General features: G+C 67.1%; 26 protein-coding genes and 1 pseudogene. 19 read left to right on the forward strand and 8 right to left on the reverse strand.

The window, feature by feature from the left end; translation table 11 throughout:
• Positions 1-4: 4 nt before the first annotated feature.
• Positions 5-649: pseudogene (locus M2351_RS35255) on the reverse strand (IS5 family transposase); the annotation flags it as partial.
• A 663-nt stretch (positions 650-1,312) separates the two neighbouring features.
• On the opposite strand from M2351_RS35255, the gene M2351_RS35260 reads away from it, so the two are divergent.
• From M2351_RS35260 to M2351_RS35270, 3 genes are all read left to right on the forward strand, one after another.
• A complete protein-coding gene (locus tag M2351_RS35260; protein WP_264660656.1) occupies positions 1,313-1,576 on the forward strand; it encodes an IS1/IS1595 family N-terminal zinc-binding domain-containing protein in 264 nt (87 codons plus the stop codon).
• Between the two features lie 245 nt (positions 1,577-1,821).
• Positions 1,822-2,133, forward strand: coding sequence for a DDE-type integrase/transposase/recombinase (locus M2351_RS35265; RefSeq protein ID WP_406567481.1), 312 nt, complete (start codon positions 1,822-1,824; stop codon positions 2,131-2,133).
• 74 nt (positions 2,134-2,207) lie between these two features.
• Positions 2,208-2,525 carry an HD-GYP domain-containing protein gene (locus M2351_RS35270; RefSeq protein WP_319801964.1) on the forward strand — a complete coding sequence of 106 codons (318 nt, stop codon included), beginning with the start codon at positions 2,208-2,210 and terminating at the stop codon, positions 2,523-2,525.
• 288 nt (positions 2,526-2,813) lie between these two features.
• Here M2351_RS35270 and M2351_RS35275 read toward each other — a convergent pair whose 3' ends face one another.
• Both M2351_RS35275 and M2351_RS45380 read right to left on the reverse strand, forming a co-directional pair.
• Complete coding sequence (locus M2351_RS35275; RefSeq protein ID WP_264654291.1) at positions 2,814-4,013, reverse strand: IS256 family transposase; 1,200 nt, start codon at positions 4,011-4,013, stop codon at positions 2,814-2,816.
• Positions 4,014-4,722: 709 nt separating this feature from the next.
• Positions 4,723-4,980, reverse strand: coding sequence for a TRAP transporter large permease subunit (locus tag M2351_RS45380; protein WP_406567482.1), 258 nt, complete (start codon positions 4,978-4,980; stop codon positions 4,723-4,725).
• Between the two features lie 335 nt (positions 4,981-5,315).
• Here M2351_RS45380 and M2351_RS35285 point away from each other — a divergent pair, with 335 nt between their 5' ends.
• A complete protein-coding gene (locus tag M2351_RS35285) occupies positions 5,316-6,458 on the forward strand; it encodes an MBL fold metallo-hydrolase (RefSeq protein WP_264660659.1) in 1,143 nt (380 codons plus the stop codon).
• Positions 6,459-6,522: 64 nt separating this feature from the next.
• Complete coding sequence (locus M2351_RS35290; protein ID WP_264660660.1) at positions 6,523-7,134, forward strand: hypothetical protein; 612 nt, start codon at positions 6,523-6,525, stop codon at positions 7,132-7,134.
• A 92-nt stretch (positions 7,135-7,226) separates the two neighbouring features.
• Here M2351_RS35290 and M2351_RS35295 read toward each other — a convergent pair whose 3' ends face one another.
• The 5 genes from M2351_RS35295 to M2351_RS35315 form a co-directional block, all read right to left on the reverse strand.
• Positions 7,227-7,508, reverse strand: coding sequence for a hypothetical protein (locus M2351_RS35295; protein ID WP_264660661.1), 282 nt, complete (start codon positions 7,506-7,508; stop codon positions 7,227-7,229).
• A gap of 29 nt (positions 7,509-7,537) precedes the next feature.
• Complete coding sequence (locus M2351_RS35300; RefSeq protein ID WP_264660662.1) at positions 7,538-7,783, reverse strand: helix-turn-helix domain-containing protein; 246 nt, start codon at positions 7,781-7,783, stop codon at positions 7,538-7,540.
• 358 nt (positions 7,784-8,141) lie between these two features.
• Positions 8,142-9,116 (reverse strand): recombinase family protein, encoded by a 975-nt coding sequence (locus M2351_RS35305; RefSeq protein ID WP_264660663.1) that lies wholly within the window; start codon positions 9,114-9,116, stop codon positions 8,142-8,144.
• Between the two features lie 509 nt (positions 9,117-9,625).
• Complete coding sequence (locus M2351_RS35310) at positions 9,626-11,152, reverse strand: IS66 family transposase (RefSeq protein ID WP_264660664.1); 1,527 nt, start codon at positions 11,150-11,152, stop codon at positions 9,626-9,628.
• 105 nt (positions 11,153-11,257) lie between these two features.
• Complete coding sequence (locus M2351_RS35315) at positions 11,258-12,160, reverse strand: class I SAM-dependent methyltransferase (RefSeq protein ID WP_264660665.1); 903 nt, start codon at positions 12,158-12,160, stop codon at positions 11,258-11,260.
• A 368-nt stretch (positions 12,161-12,528) separates the two neighbouring features.
• On the opposite strand from M2351_RS35315, the gene M2351_RS35320 reads away from it, so the two are divergent.
• The 14 genes from M2351_RS35320 to groL all read left to right on the forward strand — a co-directional run bounded on the left by M2351_RS35320 (position 12,529) and on the right by groL (position 24,370).
• A complete protein-coding gene (locus M2351_RS35320; protein ID WP_264660666.1) occupies positions 12,529-14,124 on the forward strand; it encodes a hypothetical protein in 1,596 nt (531 codons plus the stop codon).
• A 201-nt stretch (positions 14,125-14,325) separates the two neighbouring features.
• Entirely contained in the window at positions 14,326-14,637 is a 312-nt protein-coding gene (locus M2351_RS35325) for a hypothetical protein (RefSeq protein ID WP_264660667.1), read from the forward strand.
• A gap of 11 nt (positions 14,638-14,648) precedes the next feature.
• Positions 14,649-14,852, forward strand: a complete 204-nt coding sequence (locus tag M2351_RS35330; protein ID WP_264660668.1) for a hypothetical protein — start codon at positions 14,649-14,651, stop codon at positions 14,850-14,852.
• 54 nt (positions 14,853-14,906) lie between these two features.
• Positions 14,907-15,608: an SOS response-associated peptidase gene (locus M2351_RS35335; protein WP_264660669.1), complete on the forward strand. Its 702-nt coding sequence runs from the start codon at positions 14,907-14,909 to the stop codon at positions 15,606-15,608.
• Positions 15,609-16,153: 545 nt separating this feature from the next.
• Positions 16,154-17,494 carry an IS5 family transposase gene (locus M2351_RS45385; protein ID WP_406567480.1) on the forward strand — a complete coding sequence of 447 codons (1,341 nt, stop codon included), beginning with the start codon at positions 16,154-16,156 and terminating at the stop codon, positions 17,492-17,494.
• A 494-nt stretch (positions 17,495-17,988) separates the two neighbouring features.
• Positions 17,989-18,459 carry an Hsp20 family protein gene (locus M2351_RS35350; RefSeq protein WP_264660670.1) on the forward strand — a complete coding sequence of 157 codons (471 nt, stop codon included), beginning with the start codon at positions 17,989-17,991 and terminating at the stop codon, positions 18,457-18,459.
• Positions 18,460-18,565: 106 nt separating this feature from the next.
• Complete coding sequence (locus M2351_RS35355; protein ID WP_264660671.1) at positions 18,566-19,060, forward strand: Hsp20/alpha crystallin family protein; 495 nt, start codon at positions 18,566-18,568, stop codon at positions 19,058-19,060.
• 173 nt (positions 19,061-19,233) lie between these two features.
• Entirely contained in the window at positions 19,234-19,917 is a 684-nt protein-coding gene (locus M2351_RS35360; RefSeq protein ID WP_264660672.1) for an ETC complex I subunit, read from the forward strand.
• A gap of 12 nt (positions 19,918-19,929) precedes the next feature.
• Positions 19,930-20,289 (forward strand): hypothetical protein, encoded by a 360-nt coding sequence (locus M2351_RS35365; protein ID WP_264660673.1) that lies wholly within the window; start codon positions 19,930-19,932, stop codon positions 20,287-20,289.
• A gap of 151 nt (positions 20,290-20,440) precedes the next feature.
• Positions 20,441-20,815, forward strand: a complete 375-nt coding sequence (locus M2351_RS35370) for an SPW repeat protein (RefSeq protein ID WP_264660674.1) — start codon at positions 20,441-20,443, stop codon at positions 20,813-20,815.
• 28 nt (positions 20,816-20,843) lie between these two features.
• Positions 20,844-21,122, forward strand: coding sequence for a hypothetical protein (locus tag M2351_RS35375; protein ID WP_264660675.1), 279 nt, complete (start codon positions 20,844-20,846; stop codon positions 21,120-21,122).
• A 378-nt stretch (positions 21,123-21,500) separates the two neighbouring features.
• The gene (locus M2351_RS35380) at positions 21,501-22,340 is read left to right on the forward strand and encodes a S1C family serine protease (protein WP_264660676.1); all 840 of its coding nucleotides are present in this window, start codon (positions 21,501-21,503) and stop codon (positions 22,338-22,340) included.
• A 65-nt stretch (positions 22,341-22,405) separates the two neighbouring features.
• Complete coding sequence (gene groES / locus M2351_RS35385) at positions 22,406-22,696, forward strand: co-chaperone GroES (RefSeq protein ID WP_264660677.1); 291 nt, start codon at positions 22,406-22,408, stop codon at positions 22,694-22,696.
• Positions 22,697-22,735: 39 nt separating this feature from the next.
• Positions 22,736-24,370, forward strand: a complete 1,635-nt coding sequence (gene groL, locus M2351_RS35390) for a chaperonin GroEL (RefSeq protein WP_264660678.1) — start codon at positions 22,736-22,738, stop codon at positions 24,368-24,370.
• Positions 24,371-24,452 lie beyond the last annotated feature (82 nt).

The raw sequence follows: 24,452 nt of genomic DNA on the forward strand, positions 1-24,452 counted from the left end.
TCGGTTACGCGATGCGGACGGAGTCCGGGCGCCCAAGGTCGAGCATGCGGTTCAGGACCAGGATGGCGACGTCGATCTCGGTCTGCCGCCGGTCGTCGGTCTGGAAACGTAGACCATCCCCGATCACGTGTTTGTAGCGGCTGAAGAAGGCCTCCACGAGCGCGCGCAAGTTGTCGCCGGAGGCTGCCTGCCACGCCATGCGGCCACCTTCGGCGATGGCCTGCGGATGCCGATCCCGCGGTGTCGGTTCGCTCCGCGCGGTATTGCTCAGCACCGGTGTGGAGCGCGGCGGCACGACCACGGCCGCCTCCGGTTGCCGGCTGCTCACGGCTTCGTAGACGCCGCTCTGGTCGTAAGCGCCGTCGGCGATGACGGCCTCGAGTGGCTCGGTGATTTGGTCCAGCAGTGGGCCGATTTGTGAGGCGTCATCCACGTCATGGTCGGTCAGTGTCGCGGCGACGATGCGCCCGGTGGCGGCGTCCAGGCCGATGTGCAGCTTCCGCCACGCGCGGCGCCGGCGCGTGCCGTGCTTCTCGACCAGCCAGTCACCGGGGCCGCACAGCTTCACACCGGTGCTGTCGACCAGCAGACGCACCGGCTCCTTGGCTTTTGCCGGCGGGGTCGGGACCGTGACCGTCTTGGCCCGGCGGCTGAGCGTTGTCTAATCGCATTCAATCCGTCAACCCTTTGCTGAGCAATCTCTGCTCTTCATCACTGCTTTGACGTCGCAAGGGACCGTTGCGGCTGCGCATTGGGCAAAGCCGCTTGGCCGAAGCTCCGGGGGTCGAAGCACGGGCCCATTCTAATTCCTGCATTCCCCGCCTCGATATGCTGCCGCGTTCCCGTCGTCGGTTCGGGTCAGGCGGGCGTCTGCCGGGTTCACGGTTGTCTCCGCGGTCGGTAGCAGACCGCCGCATGATGGGCATTCGGGGGATCAGCCTTCCCATGTGGAATGCGCCGTCCAAGGTGGCAGGCGACAACTCTCAGCGCGGAATGGCCTCGCCCACGTCCCCGGCAGGGACGTCGCGACCGTCTGGACGGACGGAGCACGGTGACAGTCGATCACCTCATGGCGCGCGCCCAAGGCAAAGGAACCCCATCGGGATGGATCTCAGGAGGCGGTTGACGTGGCCGCCTCGGGCTCGAAGTCCGCGCCCGTCTTTCACATCGCGTGCATGACCACCGCCATCTTGCGGGCCAGGGCGACCGCCGCGCGCGTGAAGGTTCCGTCAGGGCTCGCGTCAGCTTGATCGTCGCACTGGAGCTGTCGTAGAGGGTCACCTCCGCTTTTCTCCGCTTTTGGAGGTTACGCATGCGCTGCCCGCACTGCTCTTCGACCGCGACGACGGAGCGTTCGGACCGGACGGCACACGGGTATCGGCGCTTCCGCTGCCGCGGGTGTGGGCGCCAGTTCAACGAACGCACCGGCTCGGTGCTGAACCGGCTGCAGGTCCCCACCGACGTGGCCTTTCTCAGCGTGCGGTGGCGGCTACGGCTCAAGCTTAGCCTGCGGGACCTCGCGGAAATCCTGCTGCTGCGTGGCTTGGTCGTCTCGCATGAGGCGGGGCGCGATTGAGAAGCCAAGCTGGCGCCGTTGCTCACCGAGGCCCTACGCAAACGCCGGAAGGGTCAGATCGGCCGGAGCTGGGACGTCGATGAGACCTACCTGAAGGTCGCGGGGCAGTGACAGTCCCTGTATCGAGCAATCGATACAAACGGCAACCTGGTCGACGTCTTCCTCAGCGCGACGCGTGGCCAAGCCGCCGCCGAGGCGTTCTTCCGCTCGGCCGTGGCGGTCTCACCGGCATCATTCCGGAAACCATCACCTCCGACAAGCACGCCGGCTACCCGCCGGCGCTCGACGCGGTCTTCGGCGAGGATGTCGAGCACCGAACATCCAAATACAAAAACAACCATTTGGAGCAAGATCGCCGCGGGGTCAAAGGGCGCACGCGTCCGATGCGTGGGTTCAAATCCGCGGCCAGTGCGGCCCGGTTCTGCCGGGCTCACAACGAGGTGCGCAACGTCCTGCGGCCGGCGACCCGGCGCAAGCAGCATGTCCTCGCCGCACGCCGACGGGCGATCCATGTCCAGAGGGTCGCCGCCTTGCGTGACATGCTTGCCGTCGCATAACCCGCGAGCACCCTCCGCGTCCTCATCCGCTTCAGCTCCGGGCGTGGCGCGAGAGATGACGGAACCTCACCGGACTGCCGCACGCCTCCGTGCTGCGCAACATCGTTGGCTGCCACCACGAGCGATGGGATGGCACCGGTTACCCCAACGGGTTGGCGGGTGCCAGCATTCCTCTGGAGGGCCGCATTGTCGCCGTCGCGGATGTCTTCGACGCGCTGACGTCCGAGCGGCCGTACAAAATCGCGTGGACCTTTGAGGCCGCCGCCTTCCTCCGCGACCAGGCCGGCCGGCACTTCGACCCTGCCTGCGTGGACGCGCTGCTCGCGGACCCGGGCGCCCTGTCGACGATCCGGCACCGGTTCCGGGAGGAGCCATTCGCGACCAGAGGCTGAACGCTGTCGTCGTCTTTCGTGATGCCGGCTCTGAGCGGAAGATGATCCGAACCGTCGCCGCAGAGTAGTTGATGCGAAAAGTGAGTCGGGGGTTCCGCGGATCTCCGGCTTTTTCCTCAGAGCGGTTCGTGCGAAAAGTAGAGCTATTCTGGTGAAAAGCGGAGAGTGGATCAGGTGAAAAGTGCGGAACCATCCACGTGGGGACAAGCCGCTGATGATGAGGATCGTGCCCCGAGGCGTGGTGTCTGAGGGGGCCTCTGTGCTCTTCGGCGGGTTGAGGCCGCCGGTCTACTCCGCTGCGATGGACAGCGGATCAGGGGTGTGAGGGTGGCACAGCTCGGCCAGGCTTTCCATGGTCATGTAGCGCCGGGCCACCGCCCATTCATCATGCTGCTCCAGCAGCAAGGCGCCGACGAGGCGCACAACCGCCCCTTCGCCAGGGAAGATGCCGACGACGTTGGTGCGCCGCTTGATCTCGCCATTCAGCCGCTCCAGAGGATTCGTGCTGTGCAATTTGGTGCGCAGGTCCTTGGGGTACTTCATGTAGGCCAGCACGTCGAACTCCGCCTCGTCCATCAGCGCCGCCAGCTTGGAAAAGCGCGGCCGCAGGCTGTCGGCCACCCGGCGCCACTGCTCATGCGCCGCCTCAGCGGTCTCCTGGGCAAAGGCGGTGCGAATGGTGGCCGCGACCATCGTCTGGTGCGCCTTGCCGACGCAGGCGAGGAGATTCCTCATGCAATGAACACGACAGCGTTGAAGTGTGGCGCCCAGCACCTTGGAAGCGGCGGCCTTCAGCCCGAGATGCGCATCGGCGATCACCAGCTTTACGCCGCGTAGGCCCCGGCGGGTGAGGGTGCGCAGGAAATCGGTCCAGAAGGTCTCGGCTTCCGACAGCCCGAGGCCGAGCCCCAGCACCTCGCGCCGGCCATCGCTGTTGACGCCGATGGCCAGTATGGCGGCGAGCGAGACGATGCGGCCGTCCTGGCGCACTTTCACGTAGGTCGCATCCAGCCACACAAAGGGCCAGTCGCCTTCCAGCGGCCGGTTCAGGAACGCCTGCACGCGCTCGTCGATGTCCTGGCACAGGCGGCTGACCTGGCTCTTGGAGATGCCGGTCATGCCCATCGCCTTGACCAGATCATCGACGTTGCGCGTCGAGATGCCCTGCACGTAGGCCTCCTGAATCACCGCGATTAGCGCCTTCTCCGCGGTGCGGCGCGGCTCCAGGAAGGCCGGGAAGTAGGAGCCGCGCCGCAGCTTGGGGATGCGCAGGTCGATGGCCCCGGCGCGCGTCTCCCAGGTCCGCTCCCGGTAGCCGTTGCGCTTGGTCTGGCGGTCCTCGCTGCGTTCGCCATACCCGGCGCCGCACAGGCTCTCCACCTCCAGCTCCATCAGGCGCTGGGCGGCGAAGCCGACCATCTCGCGCAGAAAGTCGGCATCGGCGCTCTTCCCAATCAGCTCCTGAAGAGCGATCCTGTCCTCGGTCATCGTGGTCTCCGTCTTGGTTGATGGTCGTTAAGCAACCTCAACTTAGCCGAAGAACACGGTGACCGCCGCTCCCGAACGGCCGGCCCGCCTGCGCCAGCTATGGGGGAGCGCTCCGGCGGGCCAGCCTCACGCCTCAGACACCACGCGGTGGGACGCGATCCTGATGAGCACGTCCGGCCCTGAGTTCGTTCAGGAAACCGGACCACCGCTGTCGCTCCGGCTTTATGACTGGACTCCGGAATGAGGATTTCTGCGCCCGGGTTCCGGTTTCATGAGCGAACAAAACAGCAGCATGTTTTCACGGTGTTGGTGGGTCAGCGGTTGTCCTTCGGCATCAGGAGACCGAACCGCTCGGCGCGGTCGAGCAGCGCTTTGACCGAAGTCGCCAACCAGGCCGTACCACGGCGTGGCGTGCGGATGCGCATCTCCTCGAGCCGCACGGCGATAGCGCGCAGTTTGATGGTCGGCCCCTATATGCCGGCAATGACCAGCAGGAGGTCGTCCTTGGGCGGCTTGCGCAGCGCCGGCGCGATCAGGTCCGGCTCGGCCAGCCCTTCCGCGGCGAGCCGATGGACCGCGCGCGGCAGCCGGTCCGCGGTCCAGGGCCGGTCGGGCGAGCCATACGCACGCCGACCATTTCGCCGTTCGGCGTGAACGCCTCCAGGGTTGCGACGGCCTCATACCGCGAGATTTGATGGAACCGGCTGGCCTACATGTGGGCGGGAAGCCAAAGGATGATCGTCGGAAAGGCCAAAAGCAACGCGATCACGACAAGGTGGCTGAACACATGAGGGACGATGCCACGGAATACGTCAACCACCGGAGTGTTCGGGTATTTCGAGACGACGAAGGCATTCAAGCCCATGGGCGGGGTTACGAGCCCGAGTTCGGCGATTACGATGACGATGATGCCGAACCAGACCAGGTCGAAGCCGAGCGAAGCTACCAGCGGTGCGGCATCTAACAGACCCTAGCCGACTCAGACCGTTTCCTATTGTCAGTTGACCGACAGGTCACCCTCGGGACATTTCGATAAAGATCCAGTATGCTCACGACTTCGGTGAGCAGAGCGCCACGGCACAATCCCGAAGATGTAGCAGGCTTCGGGGAATGCGCAACTTGTGAACTGCTGCTTATACTTCTTAGAAGAATGCGCGGATCCGTGGCGCTCTTACAATGGTTTGCCTTGGAGCAGTCTGCCAGACGCTGCCGTGTGTCCTTGCACCTCAACGCCGCTGCCCCCTCGATCATCCCAACTCATGCCGCCTATCGGCAGATGGCGGCGTGGTGGAGGTCGGCTCAATGTTCCCTGAACAAGAAGACACACTCCTGCATCGCCGCCATGTGCTCTGCGGTGGTGGCGCCGCCGTTTTCGGAGCGATGCTGTCCACGCTTCTCAGTGGCACCAGACCGGCGCGCGCGGAGCCGATCTCCGGAGCCGTCCCGGAGGTCGATCAGGTCGCCGTGCGGGTGGTCATCGACAGCGATCAGTTCGCCGTCGCGCCGAGCGCCAAGGCGGGTTCCGTGGACATCCAGCGCTTCGGCTGGGGCATCGGCGACAAGCCGCCGGGCAAGACGTTGGTCAGCGAGTTCGGCCTGTCGATGCTCGCCGAGAGCAAGAGCGGCCCCGAGACGCAGAACATCCTGGTGGATTTCGGCTTCACGCCGGAGGCCCTGATCAACAACGTGCAACTGCTCGGCATCGATCCGGCCAGCCTCGATGCCTTGGTGCTGAGCCATGGCCACTACGACCACTTCGGCGGCTTGATCGGGTTCCTGCGCCAGCATGGCGCCGCGCTCAAGCCGAACCTGCCGTTCTACGTCGGCGGCGAGGATTGCTTCTGTTCGCGGGAATGGACCGCCGGCCCGGTGCGTGGCGACTTCGGCGCGCTCGACCGAAAGGCGTTGGAAGACGCCAAGCTCACCGTGACCTATGCCGAGGGGCCGGCGCTGGTCGCCGGGCATGGCTTCACCTCGGGCCAGATCGGGCTGACGAGCTTCGAGAAGCTGTTGTCGCCGAGCGCCATGCGCATCGGCTTGGAGCATGGTATCGGCTGCTACGCCGACAAGCTGCCGCCCGACGAGCGCACGCAGGCCGTGGTCCCCGACCAGTTTCGCCACGAGCTGGCGACGAGCTTCAACCTGAAGGGACGGGGCTTGGTCGTGCTGACCTCGTGCAGCCACCGCGGCGTGGTCAACGCGATCCGGCAGGCGCAGTGGGCCTCGGGGGTGCGCAAGGTCCACGCGGTGATCGGCGGCTTCCATCTGGCGCCCTACAAGGAGGACTACGTGCGCGAGACGGTCGCCTCGCTGCGGGAGATCGACCCCGACTACATCATCCCGCTGCATTGCAGCGGCGAACCTTTCTACGAGATCGCCAAGGCCGAGATGCCGGGCAAGCTGCTGCGCTCCTACACGGGTACGCGCTTCGTCTTCACGGCGTGAACCATTTGTCCGCCGGAACGGTCCGGTCAGCCACACAGGCTGCCCAATCCAGGGAGAGTGTCACATGAACCTGTTCAAAATGACCCTGCCTCTGTTCGCCACGGTGCTGACCTTTGCATCGCTCGGCGCCTTCGCCCAGAGCCACAGCGCCGCCCATATGGCGCCGAAAACCGACGGGGAGATGATCGCCAATGCCATGTCGGCGGCGCCACGCGCGGTCGCCGAGACGGCGACGATCATTGCCATGAATGAAAAGGGCGAGGCACGCACACTGCGCCAGGGCACGGGCAATTTCACCTGCATGCCCGACAACCCGATGACGCCGGGCAACGACCCGATGTGCCTGGACAAGAACGCCATGGAATGGGCCAAGGCGTGGATAGAGCACAAGGAGCCGCCGAAAGGGCAGATCGGTCTCGCCTACATGTTGGCCGGCGGTTCGGATGCCAGTAACAACGACCCTTATGCGACGGCGCCACCGCCGGGCCACACATGGGTGGACACCGGCCCGCACGTGATGATCCTAAACGCGGTGGACCTGTTGCAGGGCTATCCCACGACCGCCGAGAATGCGCGGGCGCCCTATGTGATGTGGGGCGGCACGCCCTATGCGCACATCATGATGCCGGTGAGTGAGTCCATTGAGCAAGCCGCCGAGACGCCGGCCAAGCCATAGCCGGGCGGTGGCAATTTAGCATGCTGTATTGTTCCCTCCCCTTGAGGAGCAGATCAACAGACGCCGCTGATCTGCTCCCCGGCTTTCTGCAATCAGAGAACGGCGTTTACGCCGGAAGCCCAGGCCAAGTCGAGCTTGCTCCAGTCCATCAACGCGCGGGCTCGCCGGCACCGTTCCGAGGTCACGCGGGCCACCTCGCCGATGTCCGGTCCGGGCGGCGCGATCGGAGCGCCGCCGTCAGCCCCCGAGCCGTCCTGGTCCACCGCCTCGAGCATAGCGCCATAGACCGCCCACACGGTGTGCATCGGCAGGCCAGTCGCCTTCATCGCCAACACCACCTGCGCGGCGGTCGGTTTCCGGAGGACGCGAACCATTTGGGGCTCAGGCTTGGGTGGTCCGCCCGTCATGGCTCATCTCCGTCATGGTCGCTCCCCTCGCTCAGCCGCGCCCCCGATCCATCGTCCGCGTCGAACGCGACGCCGGTCGCCTCGAACGCGGCGCGCAGCCGGTTGCGCGTCGTTGGTGTTGCTGCTGTGGTGCCCAGTTCGAAATCCTGAAGCGTGCTGTAGGCCAGCCCGGTCCGCCCTTGCGCCTCCAGTCGGGACCAGCCGAGGAGCTTGCGCGCGGCGAGGCACTGGTCAGGGGGCATGAATCACTCTTCGTTCCGGGGCGGGGGTGTCGAACCTACTCCGCGGCGGCGTGGTCGTCACGCTCCAGCAAGCTGTGCGCGCGGGCGCGGTCGAGGGGCGCCCGTGACCGTTCGGCCGAGGTGCAGAAGACCGGCAGGGCAAGGCGGTCCTGCGGCAGTTGGCGTTGATACTGCCCAGCGGGACGACCGGGCGCGCGTATTGCGAGATGCCCATTCGGCTACGAACGGAATGCTGACGGCCGATGCCGTTGCGGGCACTCCGTTGGCCATCCCGCCCGTCGTTTTGCGCACGCGCCCGAGGCTCGGGGACGCGCGCAAGCGCCTCCTCAAGCACGGACACCTCCTCTCGCGCTCCCAATCAGCTTTGCGTGGTCCGCGCCTTCAGTGACTTCGGGGGGCGACCGCGTCGGCGTGGCGCCTCCGGCTTGGGAAGAGGCCGATCTTCCAGCAGTCCCTGTGCGACGGCTTTTCCCAGCAGGTTCTGCACCGACGACACCGACCAGCGCGCCTCGCCGCGCGGCGTCCGACAGTGAATGTCTTCCAAATGCTGGGCGATGTTGGCGAGCGTCGGGTTCTCCAACGTGTTCACCGCCATGGCGACCAGGGTGACCAAGTCGTCGCTGTCCCGGCGACGCGGCGTGCGCTCCAGTACCGCCTCGTCCACAAAACCGTCCCGCGCCAAGCGCCGGACGGCGCGCGCCAGGGCCGGTCCGGTCCAGGGGCCACCGTCGGGCCGCCGCGAACCGCTCTTGTCCAGGCTGCGGGCCACGGTCTCCCACGGATACGCGGGCCGCATCGCCCGAACGTGGGGCAGGATGGCGTCGGCCACGCGCAAGACATCGGCGTCGCGCCGCGCCTCGCGCGCGTCGGTGACGGCGCGCACCGCCGCGGCGGAGCGGAAGCGCAGCCCCGGATTGCCACCGATGCGGCCGCGCTCGCGGGCCGCCTTCAACCCGGCCTTGGTGCGCTCGCGGATGAGGGCGCGTTCGAACTCAGCCACCGCGCCGAGGATCTGCAGGGTGAAGCGGCCCTGCGGGCTGGTGGTGTCGATGGGATCACCGAGCGAGCGGAAGCCGGCGCCCTTGGCGTCGAGCGCCGCGAGGATCTCCAACAGGTGGGCGAGCGAACGCGCCAGGCGGTCGATGCGCACGACGACCAGCACATCGCCCTTGCGGCAGCGCTCGACGGCGCGCTTCAATTCCGGGCGCGCCCGATCGCCGCCGGAGGCGTGCTCGCGCAGGATGGTCGCGCAGCCGGCGTTCTTGAGTGCGTCGATCTGCGGGTCGGTGGTCTGCTCGTCGGTCGACACGCGGGCGTACCCGATCAAGGCCATGGCATCGTCTCCATCGGCAGCAGCTGGCTCATCCAAAAGAGTTTTATCAAAAGTGGCGGGCCACCGGCTGGACTATTTTACCAAATTCGCAGATGGTACGTAACGCCCGTTTGGTAAAATATCTGAGGCCACGGCGGACCCATGACCGTCACGCGCTCCCGGCCGGGGCGACCGCGCCACGGGCAGGGCAGGGGAGCCGGCGAGGAGCGGCAATGCCCCGCCATGAGGCAAGGACGACGCGCTTGGACGCGCCGTTTTCGGTACGGGGAAAGCCACAAGCCGCCCACGGGGTGAGAGCGCAGGCCGATGCAAATAGGCTTCTAAACGGATCCACCCGACAACGACACAGCCAGCCGACAGGCCAAACCATGCGCGAAGGGAATTTGGCGCCTGTGAAGGACCTCTATCACGAACCTCCAGTCTCAGAATACAACTCCATTTAGCTATCATCTCCAATGATTACAGCGACTTACGCCGAAACCGCGTACGTGGGGCAAAAGTCCGGGCGCTCAGGCCATCGCTGATCGCATTCTGATGAGGTTGGGGAGGTCGGGGGCGTCAACTCCAGACACGCCGAGGCGGTGGCCAAGATAGTCCCAGAAGGAGACACCGAGCTTGGCGCAGGTCAGCAGCAGGCCGGCGAAGGCATCCCGACCGTCACGCCCCGGATCGGACTGGGTGCCGCCGGAGACCTTGCGCTTGGTGACCTGCGGGCGCAGGTCACGCTCCGAGCCGTTGGTGTTGAGCGGCACCTCCGGGCGGTCCAGCACCACCAGCAACTCGTCCTTGTTGGCGTGCAAGCGGTCCAGCAGACGGTCGAGCGTGGCGAAGCCCGTGCGCCGACGGAACAGGCGATCGAAGCGCGTCCGCAACGCGGAGCGTCGGCGGCGATCGGGAGCCCGCCGATAAGCTTTCAGGTCGGCGTAGAACCACCAGATCAGCGCCCGCACGCGCTGCTGGGCGGCGTACTGCTGGTCGGTGAAGGTGTCGAGCTTGTGCACCAGTCGCTCCGCGTGCACCCAACATAGAGCGTGGTGATCGACGGCGAACTGGCCGGCATCGTCGGACAGGATCACGGTGTCGGGCAGCAGGCCATGCGCCTTGATGGCGCCCCACACCACCCCTTCGGTGGCGATCAGCACCGGATCGGGCGACACCGTCAGCCCGGTGATTCCAAGCCCGTCGAGATGCTGCAGCCACGCCGCGTGGTCGGGGAAGTGGCGGATGGGATCGGCGGCCAGCCGGGCGATGAGCGATCCCGACAGAGCACGCTGCCGCAGGTACGCCAAGGCATGGGCGTTGATCACGTAATCGCCATAGCCGGCCCGCAGCACCTCCAGAAAGTTCAGCCGGCTCTTGGAGGCGGTGGTGGCGAAGGCGGTGAAATGATCGTTGCCGACCTGCGTGCAGAAGGCGTTCTGGCGTTGGTGCCGGGCACCGGTGTCATCGACGCTGATCCACGCCGCGGTTTCCAGCCCGGTCCGCAGCACCGCGCGGGCCTCGGCGCGGAAGGTGTCCGTGCCGGTGTTGAGCAGCCGCACGAGCTGCCGCTTGGAGAGGTCGATGCCGAAGGCCCGCAGTTGGCTCACCAGGCGCGGCATGGTCACTTGCCCCTGATGGTGCTGCAGCAGCACGAAACGGCGCAGCTCCGGCCCGAAGTGGCCGGTGATCCCCGCCGGCATCGGGGCGACCAGCGTCTCGCCGGTTGGGGTCACCCAGCGCTCCCGGCGGATGCGCATCACATGCGGGCGCACCACGAGATCCTGGACGACGAAGTCCTCATAGCCCTTGAAGCGCGAACCGGCCGGCGCATCCAGTTTGATGATCCGCTCCTCCTGGATCACCAGCCGCTCGGTCTTGCGCCGCTTCTGGCCACGCTTGCCGCCGGCCTGCGGTTTGGGCTCGGTCTTCGGCTCCATGCCGCTCGGCCGGATCACCGGCCGGCCTTTCACGCCCTTGAGTGCGGCGACCTCCGCCCGCAGATCCGCAATCGCCTGCTTCAGGGCCGCGTTGTCCGCCAGCAGGCGTTCGGTCAATCCTTCGAGATCGCCGCGCGACAGCTCGGACAGAGGTAGCTTCTCAGGGGTGCTCACACCCAGAAACATGAGACCCGGGCAGGCCAAAGCCAACCCCGGTCCGTGTCAGGCCTGCCCGGCTTTTTGCCCCACGTACGAAACCGCGCTGACGTTTTCAGGAATTTCCGGTTTCAGCGAGCAGAGCGCTGACGCTGCGGGGCGGGTGTCGGCGAGTTCGGCCCGCCAGCCCGGTTTCGAAACCACGATGGGACGGTCGGCCCCGCTAGGTGTCGCGGAACGGCCGTCCCGGGATGAGCGCCAAACGACGATGGTCTCTCCGTCGTCGGACTGGAACGGCGCCTCGGCCGGGTCGCAGAGGACGTGTTCGGCGAACCAGCGGCGAAAGGCCCGGTGACGATCGATGACCGTCCCGTAGACGGGGTTCTCGTAGACAACAAAGACGTCGCGCGCCTCCCGCGCGACCGCGCCGCCCAGCCGGTCGATGACCCGGGCCAGGACGTCGGGGCCGAAGGAATGGTAAATGAAGACAAGCAGATCCCCATCCGGCAGCGGCACGTCCAGTGCATCGCCCTCCGCGATGGTGACCGGGGGACGATGGGGAAAGCGCTTTGCGACGATGGCCGCGTTGCGCCGGGCGATCCGCACGAGGTGCGGGGAAATGTCGACCCCGACGACGGCCCGGAACGGGTGTTCGCTGGCGATGATCGTCGACCGCCCCTTGCCGCATCCGAGGTCCAGAAAGCTGCGGCTTTCAAGGTTCGGGATGGAGCGCAGGGCGGCCCGCAGGCAGCTCGGCTGGCAACCGGCGTAGGCGGTGATGCCGGCGTCGCCCGGTCGGCCGGCCCTGAGGAGCCAAGCCGGGATGTAGCCGCTCGTCCGCGTGCCGTAGTCGGCATCGAAGGGATGGACGCGCAGCCAAGGATCGCCGCGCCGACTCGTGTTCTGCAACCTGACCAGGGCCGACCAGAGGACGGCGTTCCGAGCGGCCCACGTCGCGGCGGCACGCACGACCGATCGGAGCGGCAGCCTGGACGGCATCATGGCGGTGGCCCACCGTGACCGAGGAGACTTCCCGCTATAGCAGCGCGCGTGCGGTCGCGGAACGGAATACGGCCTTACGCGCCAGGGGAATGGGGCGATGGGGAAATGCCGCCCTATCCCGGATTCCTGCGGACCACTCCATCCGGCGAGCCCGCGCGCACGGTGCACAGGAAGGACGCCAGCTCACGGTTGAGCACCGTTCCCGCGGGATGCGGCGGCATTCGGCTCATTCGACTGTCTTTCGTGCTTGGTCCGTGTGGGCTGCCGCGTGCAAGCCTTGGTGGACCGGGCGGCATGCGGCTAAGCTGCCGCAAGACACCTGACCAACGGATGCTATGATGGCCCAGACCACGCCGCTCACCGCGCTCGCCAAGATGGTCGTCAAGGACATGGCTGCGGGTCGCGCGGGTGAGGGCATTGACCTTGCCCTGCTGGCGATCGATCAGATGCCAGACGCCGCCGAGCAGCTGGTGGACCTGGTCATCGCGGAAGCGCGGCGCAAGAAGCCGAACGCGCGATTGATCGACGCCTTCGCGCTCCTGCTGGGGCATGCGCTGGAGACGCTGCGCTACGGCGTCGAACGCCGTCTGCCGGACGCCTTGGCACGGGCCGACGCGCTCCGCGGGACACTTCGTCGCCTCGGCCGCGACGGCACCCTCGGCCCGGAGACCATGGTGACGATCCTCGGCCAGTTCGCCGCCGCCAAACTCGACCCCGGCGACGAGCTCAGGAACGTTATGGCCGACGTGATGGAGGAGGCTGGGGCCACGTCGGGCGGTGCCGACGTCGGCGAGCTGGCCGATCACCTGTCGGCACTCGCCGAGGCCGTCAAGGATGAGTTCGAGCTGTTCGCCCAGCTGCAGGAGTTCACCGCCGCGCTGCCGGACGACAGCCGGAGCCTCTTCGCGGTGGCGTCTTTCACGCCGGGCGTTGAGCGGCTGCGCGAGGCCGCGGTCGGTTGGCTCTTCGACCCGGCCAGCCTGGTTCGCAGGGCGACGGCGCGCACCGTTGAGCAGACCGCCCCACGCCGTCTGGTGTCCGGCACCATGCTGCGGCGGATGATTCAGATGCGCAACTGGCTGCCGGAGGCCGACCGCGCCGCGCTGGACGACGCGATCAGGGCATGCCGCCAGAACGGGATCACCGTGGTGCCGTCGAAACCGGCGCAGGTCCGCGACGTCTTCGTCTCGGGCTGGGACGGCTCCGGCGCACAGTCGGTGTTTGTGGTTGCCCGGGAGGGCCGCAAGACCGCCATTGCCTCCGTGCTTCTGAAGCTGGGGGTGGGCGTGCGGGACGCCTGGGTCCAGCATGGGGGGAGCCGCCGGGAGGCCGACGGCATGCTCGACGACATTGATGTCCGCATCGGCCTGATCCCCTCGACCGAGGACTACGTGCACAAGGCTATGGCGCACGCCTTAACAGTCAACTTGATCTCCGGTGTCGTGCCGCCGTTCGGCCTGCTGGACGTCGTTGAGACGACTGGGCTGGCGAACATCCAGCCGAACGCTGTACCCGTTGAGGAGATGGTGGCGTCGTTGTGCGAGGCGATGCCGCCGGAGTGGTTGGAGCCGACAGCCGTTGCCCGGGCGCTCAAGAACAGCGTCGCATGGGACGAGCAGCTTCCCTTTGTATCGTCGTGGTTCGAGGACGATGCCGTCGTTGGCGAAGTGTTGGGCAGCAAGCGGATGGCGGCGCCCAAAGCGCTCTCCGCGGTTCTCGACGGGATTCTGGAAGGCCGCCGCCGGAAATGGGCCGAGCTGATGGCTTGGACCGCCTTCGCGCTGCGGGAGTCCGACGAGGACGCGGATTGGCCGGAGTTCGCCCTGGTCGCTCGTGAGTTGCTCGCCGGGCGTGCGCTCCGCGAGATCCCCGCGATGATGACCATCGCACGCGTGACGGCGGAGGCTTACGCGTTCCGATTTCGGCGATAAAGACGCCCAGGGCGGAGAGGGGACTGATGGCGGTTCTCACAACGGACCACAGTTTTCGGAAACCATGCACCAGTGCCATGGGGCAATTCTCCAGTCGGCCAGCCAATCCTCTTGAGCATCTTCTCTCCCACGGACGGGCGCGCTACACCTCGGCGCCGCTTTGGCCATTCCGTGAGATGCGATGATCGACACACCCGAGTTTTGCCCAAGGAGCGCGACCTGATCCGGCGCGAGTTCATGCTGCGGCTCAGCAGCGCCCGATCCATCCACGACGGCATCCTGGTGAAGCGCTGGGCGACCGGCCCACACAAGGGCCAGCCCAAGCCGGCCGCCGCGGTGCAGAGCATGATCGAGCGGGGCCTGTTGTCCCTGGTGGACGACGGCGCGCACTGGCTCAAGGCGACCTTTACGCCGGCGGGCCTCCAGGCGCTGCGCCGCATGGCCGCGGACCAGCGGGCGCTGCCGCCCCGCCAGTACCAGCAGCTGCTCGACGAGCTCGCCAGCCTGCCGTGAGGGGAGGGGAGATGACACGCATGTCGGTTCAGGTGGGGGACCGCTTTACCCGGACGGCTGGATCGCCCAAGATCTATGTCGTCACCGCCCTCGTCGACAAGCCCGGCCATCTCCCGCACGCCCGCCTGCTCCTGGAGGGCGGCATGCCCACCGACGAACTCCTCGTCAGCGTGGATGCTCTGGGTGACCGCAAGCATTGGCGCCCGGTCCCGTGAGGGGCCTCCGCCGCACGCGTTGACACCCTGCGGTCCCGCGCCCACAATCGGCTCATGTGCGGACGCTTTGCTCTTCATTCGCCGGCCAGTCTCCTGGTTGACCGGTTCGCAGCCACGGTCCACGGCGACGCCCCAGCGCCGCGGTACAACGCCGCGCCGATGCAGACCCTGCCGGTCATCCGGTTCAACCCGGAGACCAAAGAGCGGCGCCTCAGCCCGCTAAGGTGGGGCTTGGTTCCGGTGTGGGCGAAGGACCCTTCCGGTGCGGCCAAGATGATCAACGCGCGCGCCGAGGGCGTGGCTGATCGGCCGGCGTTCCGCTCCGCCTTCAAGAAGCGCCGTTGTCTGGTTCCATTCGATGCTTATTACGAGTGGCGCAAGGTCGATGGAGCGAAAATTCCGCATGCCATTGCCACGGACAGCAACGGGCCGGATGCCTTCGCCGGGCTTTGGGAAGGAAGGAAGGACCCGGACAGCGGAGAATGGCTTCACACCTTCACCATCATCACCACCGAAGCCAACGACGCGACCCGCGCCATCCATGATCGCATGCCGGTGATCCTGCCGCCCGACCGGTGGAGCGCCTGGCTGGGCGAGGAGGAGATCAGCCCTGACGCGCTGCAGGCGATGCTAAGCCCGTACCCGAGCACGCACATGCGGGTCTGGCAGGTTAGCAAGGACGTCGGCTCGGTCAAGAACGACCGTGCCGACCTGATCGACGCTGTGGACAGCGGGCCCGCCATCAATCCCGCCTGACACCGCCGCGGCACGATTGTCCTCCTGCCAACGAGCTCTGGCGCGCTCGTTTGGCTGAGGACAAAACCGGATTATGCGCATTGCCTCGACGAGCGTTGTCAATGTGATGCAGTGCGTGAGTTGAGCCCCCAGCGTTTGACGGGGATACACTCCGACAGCCCGTCGTCAACGCCTATCCACGTCGTCGCCAAATCCGGCCAATGATTGTGCAGTCCAGTCAATCTCCGAAACGGACAGCGGGGCCCGCGCGGCCGATGATGCGAAGTCGAATGAATGATAGCCCCCTTCATCACAGTCGCAGAATCTCGGCTATGGGATACAAATCAAACAGTCGATAACGGCGCTGGTGTGGAGTGGACCGGAGCCGGACCAAAGCGGCTCCGGGGCCGTGTCCCGGCACGTGGTGTCTGAGGCGTAAGGCTGGCCCGCCGGAGCGCTCCCCCTAGCTGGCGCAGGCGGGCCAGCCGTCCGGGAGCGGGCGGTCACCGTGTTCTTCGGCTAAGTTGAGGTTGCTTGACGACCATCAACCGAGACGGAGCAACACGATGACCGAGGACAGGATCGCTCTTCAGGAGCTGATTGGGAAGAGCGCCGACGCGGATTTCCTGCGCGAGATGGTCGGCTTCGCCGCCCAGCGCCTGATGGAACTGGAGGTGGAGAACCTGTGCGGCGCCGGCTACGGTGAACGCAGCGAGGACCGGCTGACCAAACGCAACGGCTACCGGGAGCGGACCTGGGAGACGCGCGCCGGCGCCATCGACCTTCGCATCCCCAAGCTGCGGCGCGGCTCCTACTTCCCGGCCTTTCTGGAGCCGCGCCGCACCGCGGAGAAGGCGCTGATCGCGGTGATCCAGGAGGCGTATGTGCAGGGCATCTCGACCCGCAGCGTCGATGATCTGGTCAAGGCGATGGGCATGACCGGCATCTCGAAAAGCCAGGTCAGCCGCCTGTGCCAGGACATCGACGAGCGGGTCCACGCCTTCCTGAACCGCCCGCTGGAGGGCGACTGGCCCTTTGTGTGGCTGACCATCTGGGTGGCGCCGGAGGCGATCGCCGCCTGGACGCCGGCCAAGACGGGGCGGCGCGGCCGTCCGTCCCGCTACTCGGCCATCGCGATCGAGGCTGGGTTGATGCTGCGCCTCGCCTTTGGCCGGCCGTGGCGCCAGACCGAAGGCCTGCTGGGTTCGCTGATGCGCCTGCTCGGCCTGGACCTGCCCGTGCCCGATCACACGACCTTCTCCCGGCGTAGCGCCGATCTGGAGGTTGCAGCAGCGCTGGCCAGGACGGACGGCCCGGTCACGGTAGTCATCGATTCGACCGGGCTGAAGGTGTTCGGCAAGGGCGAGTGGCACCAGGAAAAGCACGGCGGCCCGACGCGCCGTAGTTGGAGAAAACTTCATCTGGCGAGCAATCCTGATACGGGCGAGATCCTCGCGTCGGAACTGACGACCACGGAGGACGGCGATGCCTCTCTGGTCGGCCCCTTGCTCGACCAGATAAGGCGCCCGATCGGCACGGTGCTTGCGGACGGCGCGTACGACGGCGAGCCGGTCTACCACGCCGTGACCGCCCGCAGCCCCGAAGCGGAGGTGATCATCCCGCCGCGCTCGACTGCGGTGCCGAGCGACACCGCCGAGAGCGCTCCCACGCAGCGTGACCGCCACATCCAGATGATCGCGGAACGCGGACGGCTCGGCTGGCAGCGGGCGGTCGGCTACGGACGCCGGTCCCTGGGCGAGGTGGCGATGTTGCGGTACAAGACCCTGATCGGGCGAAGCCTGCGCGCTCGGACTCTGCCGACGCAGAAGGCCGAGGCCGCCGCTGGCTGCACGGTCCTCAACATCATGGCAAGCCTCGGGATGCGGGTCTCCCGCAAGGTCGCCTGAACGCCAACTTTCTAGGGCGGAGCCCGTCAACGCACCGAGTTTTGCACCAACGTCATGCCCAACGATTTCTTTCCACCCACAGTCCGATCCACAACCACTTCCAGCTCCGCCGCCACCTGATCTCCGCCTCCCAGTATCGCACCGTCCGCGCTCGCGCCTTCACCACCTGGCGCGAGGCTACCGGCCTTGCCCGGACTGCCTGATCCAGTGAACACGGGAGTTGTTCAAATCCTCCGTGCATCAACCGACCGCGAAGTTGACAGCACCGTCGTGCCCACGAGCCATGGGTGGCCTGATCGCGCCAGAACCGGATGCCCTGCCGATCCATTATCCAAGGGGTTAGGTTTCCGCCTTTTGACGCGCTCCGAACGCCTCTTGAACCAGAGGCAGAGTTTCCTAAGTCGAAAGCGTCAAGGGCCCCCTTGGGACTTGCAAGGTCTACGCGCCGCGATTGGCGCGCTCGTACCCATGTTGCTCATAAGGAGGATGTGGCTATGGGCATGATCGACTTCTCCCCGCTGTTCCGATCGACCATCGGTTTCGATCGGCTGTCCGACCTGCTCGACGACGCGATGCGCTACGAGCCGTCGGACAACTACCCGCCCTACAACATCGAGAAGACCGACGAGGACACCTACCGCATCACCATGGCGGTGGCCGGCTTCGCGCCCGAGGACATCACCATCACCGTGCAGCCCAACCTGCTGGTGGTGGCCGGCCGCAGGCCGGGCCGTGAGGCGGTCCAGTACCTTCACCACGGTCTGGCGATGCGTCCGTTCGAGCGGCGCTTCGAGCTGGCCGACTATGTCCAGGTGTCGGGCGCCAAGATGGAAAACGGGCTGCTGTCCGTGGAGCTCGCACGCGAGCTGCCGGACTCCCTGAAGCCGCACACCATCCAGATCGCAAGCGCGCCGAAGCCCAAGACCATCGAGGCGCAGCCGGTTGGGACGCCGCAGGCCGCTTGAGCTTCGCTGGCTCAAAGCCGCCGCCGGCCCGCATGGACGGGCCGGTGACGGCGTGTGCCACGATCGCCTTGAGAAGGAGCTGTGACGATCAAGACAGGAGGATGACATGAGCGTGCGTGATCTCATTCCGTGGGGCCGCGAGCGGGCTCCCAGCGTGCGGGGTGGCGAGGTCATGGACCCGTTCCTCTCTCTGCAACGTGACATGAACCGCCTGTTCGATGACGTCTTCCGCGACCTCGTCAGCCCCGTGCCGTCCGTCGGGTTCGGTCGCATGGGCTGGCCGCACACCGACGTCCTCGAAACCGACAAGGAGTACCGGGTCACGGCGGAACTGCCCGGCCTGGAGGAAAAGGACATCGACCTGAGCTTCCAGGACGGCGTGCTGACGCTGAAAGGCGAGAAGACGTTGGAGCAGGACGGTGAGGGCAAGCGCTACAGCGAGCGTTATTACGGCCGCTTCGAACGTTCCATCGCCGTCGGGCCGGACGTGGACGAGGACAAGATCAGCGCCTCGTTCAAGAACGGTGTGCTCACCGTCGTGCTGCCCAAGTCGCCGGAAGCGGACAGCAAGGTCAAGCGCATCACCGTGAACGCGACCTAGTCGGCATGGGCGTGCCGCCTTCCCGGCGTGGCGGGCGGCACGCCGGCATCGTCCGGTCCAGGGAGGATGTCATGTGGAGGCAAGAGGAACAGGTTGGAGCCAAACTTCGGTCGCTTCCAGACGTGACCTGGGCGTTCGCCCCGAGGCCGACGGCACCCGGGGACTCGCCGCCGGTGGCCAACGACGCCGATCCGTTGGCGCCGTCGCCCACCGTGCCGCCGGGCACCATGGCCCTCATCCACAAACCAGGGCGCAGCGCGACGACCTCGGGCAAGGTCCGCTCGTGTGCGTGGGTGCTCAGCTTCCAGCCCTGCTCAGCTCAGTTCGTCGAGCCGCTGATGGGCTGGTGCGGCGGCGACGATCCGTTGCGCCACGTCGAACTGCGCTTCCGGAGCCGGGACGCGGCGGTGCGCTTCGCCACCCGCCACGGCATCCCGTTCGAGGTTGATGAGCCGCCGCGGGACCGGCCGACGGCTGTCGGCTGTCCGGAGCCGCCGGCTGCGATGTGGACCGACTGGATGCTGGACTGCCTGGAGCCGGTGCGCAGCGGTGATCTGCGCTGGTCGGCCGCGGACGTCGAGCGCGCCATCCTCAACCCGGCCGGCCTGTTCCGCGATCCGTTCGAGGTGGTCTCTCACGCGGCACTGACGAGCACGGAGAAGCGCCGCATCCTGACGTCGTGGGAGTGGGATGCCCTGCGCATCGAAGCGACCCAGGACGAAGCGTGGCTCGACGGTGAGCCGTCGCGCCTGGAGGAAGTGCGGGCCGCCCTGCGCGCCCTTGACGGACGCGCCATGGTCCCACCTCCGGCCAACACCGACCGCCGCCCCGGCGGCACGGACGCCAGGGTCGCCTGAGGGAGGTCGGCCATGCGGATGTTTGATCCTTGGGACTGGCAAGGCTGGACTGAGGGCGAGGGCGGCGAGCCTCTCGGCCCGAACGCGGAGCATCTGGTCCGCTGGGGGCTGACCGTGGCCTTTTGCCTGTTTGTCGCCTCTCTGTATCCCGCCGAACTGGTAGCAGGCCTGCTGGGCGTGCTTCTGCTCATGGGCTCCATCGCCGCCGCAACCGCCGCGGAGCTGCGCGACGAGCCGGTCTTCGCCCCGCACTTCACCCTGTGGGACGAAGCCGCCGCTTCGGCGGCACTCGGTCTTTTGGCCTGGCTCGTCCCCTCGCTGCGACCGGGATTGGTGGTGGCGCACCTCCTCGCGGGCGGCTCCATGAGCTGAACGGCAATACCGGAGGCGCCATGGGCCAGAAGACCAGTTTGACCATCTGGTCGGCGACGTCGCCACCCCACCCGTTCCGCCCCGGTCGCCCGTCCCCTCGGAGGCTGGGGCGTGATCCGGTATCCCCGGACATCATCGATGGAGGGAAACCATGACCTACGCAACGTGGAAGGACAGGAAAGACAACGGCATCGTCGATCTGGTGACCCTGCTGCTCGGCGCCGCGCTGTTCCTCGGGCCGTGGCTGTACGGCTTCGCGGACCAGGCAACCGCGTCCTGGAACGCCTGGATCACCGGGGCCGTGATGGTCGCGCTGGCGGCCGCGGCGATCTTCGCCTTCGCCGAGTGGGAAGAGTGGGTGAATCTGGTGGTCGGCCTGTGGGCGGTCGTGGCGCCTTGGGCGCTCGGCTTCGCCGGCCACAGCTCGGCCATGCGGACCCACGTGGTCGTCGGCCTGGCCGTCGCGGTGCTGTCGGCCGCCGAGGGCTGGTACTTCCACCGCAACCCGCCGCGCCTGACGGCGTGACGCGCCGGAAACGAGCAAGGAAGATGCCATGCGCAAGCTGATCGTGGCCGTGCTCTCGACCGTGCTTGTCCTCGGCGCGGCCGGTCCGGCGCTTTCCGCCTCGCGCACGACGAGCGCCACCGCGGACGTGCCTTGCTCGGAGACGCGCAACACTCTGGCCAAATACGCGGCGGATCACGGCTGCTCGGACCTGAGCAACGTCAACCGGCACGGTGACCGCGTCGAACCGACGGCTTCCAAGGCGGGACAGCCAATCCGACTCAGCGTCGACGTGACGTCCGGCGCCGTGCAGGAGCATCAGGGTTGACGAACGCCGGCCGGGGCGCTCCGCCCCCGGCCCCGACGCTCGCGGCCCAGACTGGAGGCGGAAAGCCTCACCGGTGATCCCGGCCCGGGAGCTTGGCTGGGACCCCCGGCCAACGAAGGAGTGCCGTCATGGTGCGAACTCTGTCCCGCTTTGCCATCGTCTTTGCCCTGTTCGCCTGTGCGGCCCCGGCCACGGGACCATCGCCGGTGTCTGCGCAGGAAACCGCCCCCGTGCCCGGCATGCCGAGCCTCGCGCCGATGCTGAGCGCCGTGACCCCCGGCGTCGTGAACATCGCCGTGCGCGGGCACACGGAGATGGACAAACCCGCTGCTGCGCGACCCCTTCTTTCGCCGCTTCTTCGACCTGCCGGACCAACCGGTGCGCCGGGAAACCCGGGCGGCCGGGTCGGGGGTCATCGTCGACGCGCGCAACGGCTATGTCCTCACCAACAACCACGTCGTCGCGAACGCCGACATCATCGAAGTCACCACCAAGGACAAGCGCCAGTTCCGGGCCAAGCTGCTGGGCCGCGACCCACAAACGGAAATCGCCGTTTTGAAGATCGACGCCGACAACCTCAGCGCGGTTCCGCTGGGGGACAGCGACCGGTTGCAGGTCGGCGACTACGTGGTGGCGATCGGCAACCCGTTCGGCCTGGGCCAGACCGTGACCGCCGGCATCGTCAGCGCGCTGGGCCGCAGCGGCCTCAGCGAAGGCTACGAGGATTTCATCCAGACGGACGCGTCTATCAACCCGGGCAACTCGGGCGGGGCGCTGGTCGATCTCCGCGGCCGGCTGATCGGGATCAACACCGCCATCCTGGCGCCCAGCGGGGGCAACATCGGCATCGGCTTCGCCGTGCCGATCAACATGGCGCGCCAAGTGATGGAGCAGATCCTGCAGTACGGCGAGATCCGGCGCGGGCGCATCGGCATCGCCGTCCAGGATCTGACGCCGGAGATCGCCGGGGCCATGGGCGTGACCGAAACGGAAGGCGCGGTGGTCGCGCGGGTCGAGACGGGAACGCCGGCGGAGCGCGCCGGCATCCGCCAAGGCGACGTGATCGTCGCCATCGACGGCAGCCCCGTCCACAGCGCCGCCCAGGTGCGCAACCGGGTCGGGCTGAAGCGGGTTGGCGATGCCGTGGACCTGACGCTGCAACGCCATGGCGCCCAGCGCAGCGTGACCGCCCGGATCGAGGCCGCCGCACGCTCGTGAGGGGCACCCCCGCCGGGATGCGGTGCCCGGACCGAAGCCGTCAATTCAGAAAGGGAGAATGAGCCATGACATTCCGTCCGCTGCATGACCGGGTCGTGATCCGCCGCGTGGAGGAGGACGCGAGGACCCCCGGCGGCATCATCATTCCCGACACCGCCAAGGAGAAGCCCATGCAAGGCGACGTGGTCGCCGTCGGCCCCGGGGCGCGCGACGAGCAGGGCCGCCTGCAGCCGCTCGATGTGAAGCCGGGCGACCGCGTGCTGTTCGGCAAATGGGCGGGCACCGAGGTGAAAATCGACAACGAGGATTATGTGATCATGAAGGAGACCGACATCATGGCGGTCATAACCGCCTGAGCGTCGCGTTCCAAGCGTTGCCAAGGGAGGGTTTGAGCCATGGCTGCCAAAGAGGTGAAGTTCTCCACGCCGGCCCGCGAGAAGATGCTGCGCGGGGTGGACATACTGGCCGACGCCGTGAAGGTGACGCTGGGGCCTAAGGGCCGCAACGTCGTCATCGAGAAGTCCTTCGGCGCGCCGCGCATCACCAAGGACGGCGTGACCGTCGCCAAGGAGATCGAGCTGCCCGACAAGTTCGAGAACATGGGCGCCCAGATGGTCCGCGAGGTCGCCTCTAAAACCAGCACGGAGGCCGGCGACGGCACCACCACCGCGACCGTGCTCGCCCAAGCCATGGTCCGCGAGGGGGCCAAGGCGGTCGCCGCCGGGGTGAACCCCATGGATCTGAAGCGGGGCATCGACAGGGCCGTGGAGGCGGTGGTGGCCGATCTCACGGCGCAGGCCCGCAAGATCACCACCAACGAGGAGATCGCCCAGGTCGGCACCATCTCGGCCAACGGCGACCGCGAGATCGGCGACATGCTGGCGCAGGCCATGCAGCGGGTCGGCAACGAGGGCGTCATCACGGTGGAGGAGGCCAAGAGCCTGGGCACCGAACTGGACGTTGTGGAAGGCATGCAGTTCGACCGTGGCTATCTCTCGCCCTACTTCGTCACCAACGCCGACAAGATGATCGCGGAGCTGGAGGACGCCTTCATTCTGCTGCACGAGAAGAAGCTGTCGGGCCTGCAGGCCTTGTTGCCGGTGCTGGAGCAGGTCGTGCAGTCCGGCAAGCCGCTGCTGATCATCGCCGAGGATGTTGAAGGCGAGGCGCTCGCCACGCTGGTGGTGAACAAGCTGCGCGGCGGCCTGAAGATTGCGGCCGTGAAGGCGCCGGGCTTCGGCGATCGCCGCAAGGCCATGCTGGAGGACATCGCGGTCCTGACCGGCGGTCAGGTCATCTCCGAGGAACTCGGTATCAAGCTGGAGAGCGTGACCATCGACATGCTCGGCCGGGCCAAGCGCGTGCGCATCGAGAAGGAGACCACCACCATCATCGACGGCGCCGGCCGCAAGGAGGACATCCAGGCCCGCACCGCGCAAATCCGCGCGCAGATCGAGGAGACGACGTCGGACTATGACCGCGAGAAGCTGCAGGAGCGTCTGGCGAAGCTGGCCGGCGGCGTGGCGGTCGTGCGGGTCGGCGGTTCCACCGAGGTCGAGGTGAAGGAGCGCAAGGACCGCGTCGAGGACGCCATGCACGCCACCCGCGCGGCGGTGGAGGAAGGCATCCTGCCCGGCGGGGGCGCCGCTCTGCTCTACGCCGCTCAGGCGCTGCACTCCCTCGCCCCGGAGAACGACGACCAGCGGATCGGCATCGACATCGTCCGGCGTGCCCTCCAAGCCCCAGCGCGCCAGATCGCGACCAACGCCGGGGTGGACGGCTCGATCATCGTCGGCAAGTTGCTCGACCGCGGCGAAGCGCACTGGGGCTACGACGCCCAGAACGACCGGTACGGCGACATGTTCGGCTTCGGCATCGTTGACCCGACCAAGGTGGTGCGCGTCGCGCTGCAGGACGCCGCCTCGATCGCCGGCCTGCTGATCACGACGGAGGCCATGATCGCCGAGAAACCGGAGAAGAAGGCAGCTCCGGCGACGCCCGGCGGTGGCATGGGGGACATGGACTTTTGAGTCCTCACAGCGGCTGGCCCGCAGCGGCCAGCCGCGCCACCGTTCGGGCAAGCGATGCACGGCGGCTCCTGCAGGCGCTGCA

Origin of the sequence: Azospirillum canadense, assembly GCF_025961225.1 — a bacterium.
Taxonomy (GTDB): domain Bacteria; phylum Pseudomonadota; class Alphaproteobacteria; order Azospirillales; family Azospirillaceae; genus Azospirillum; species Azospirillum canadense.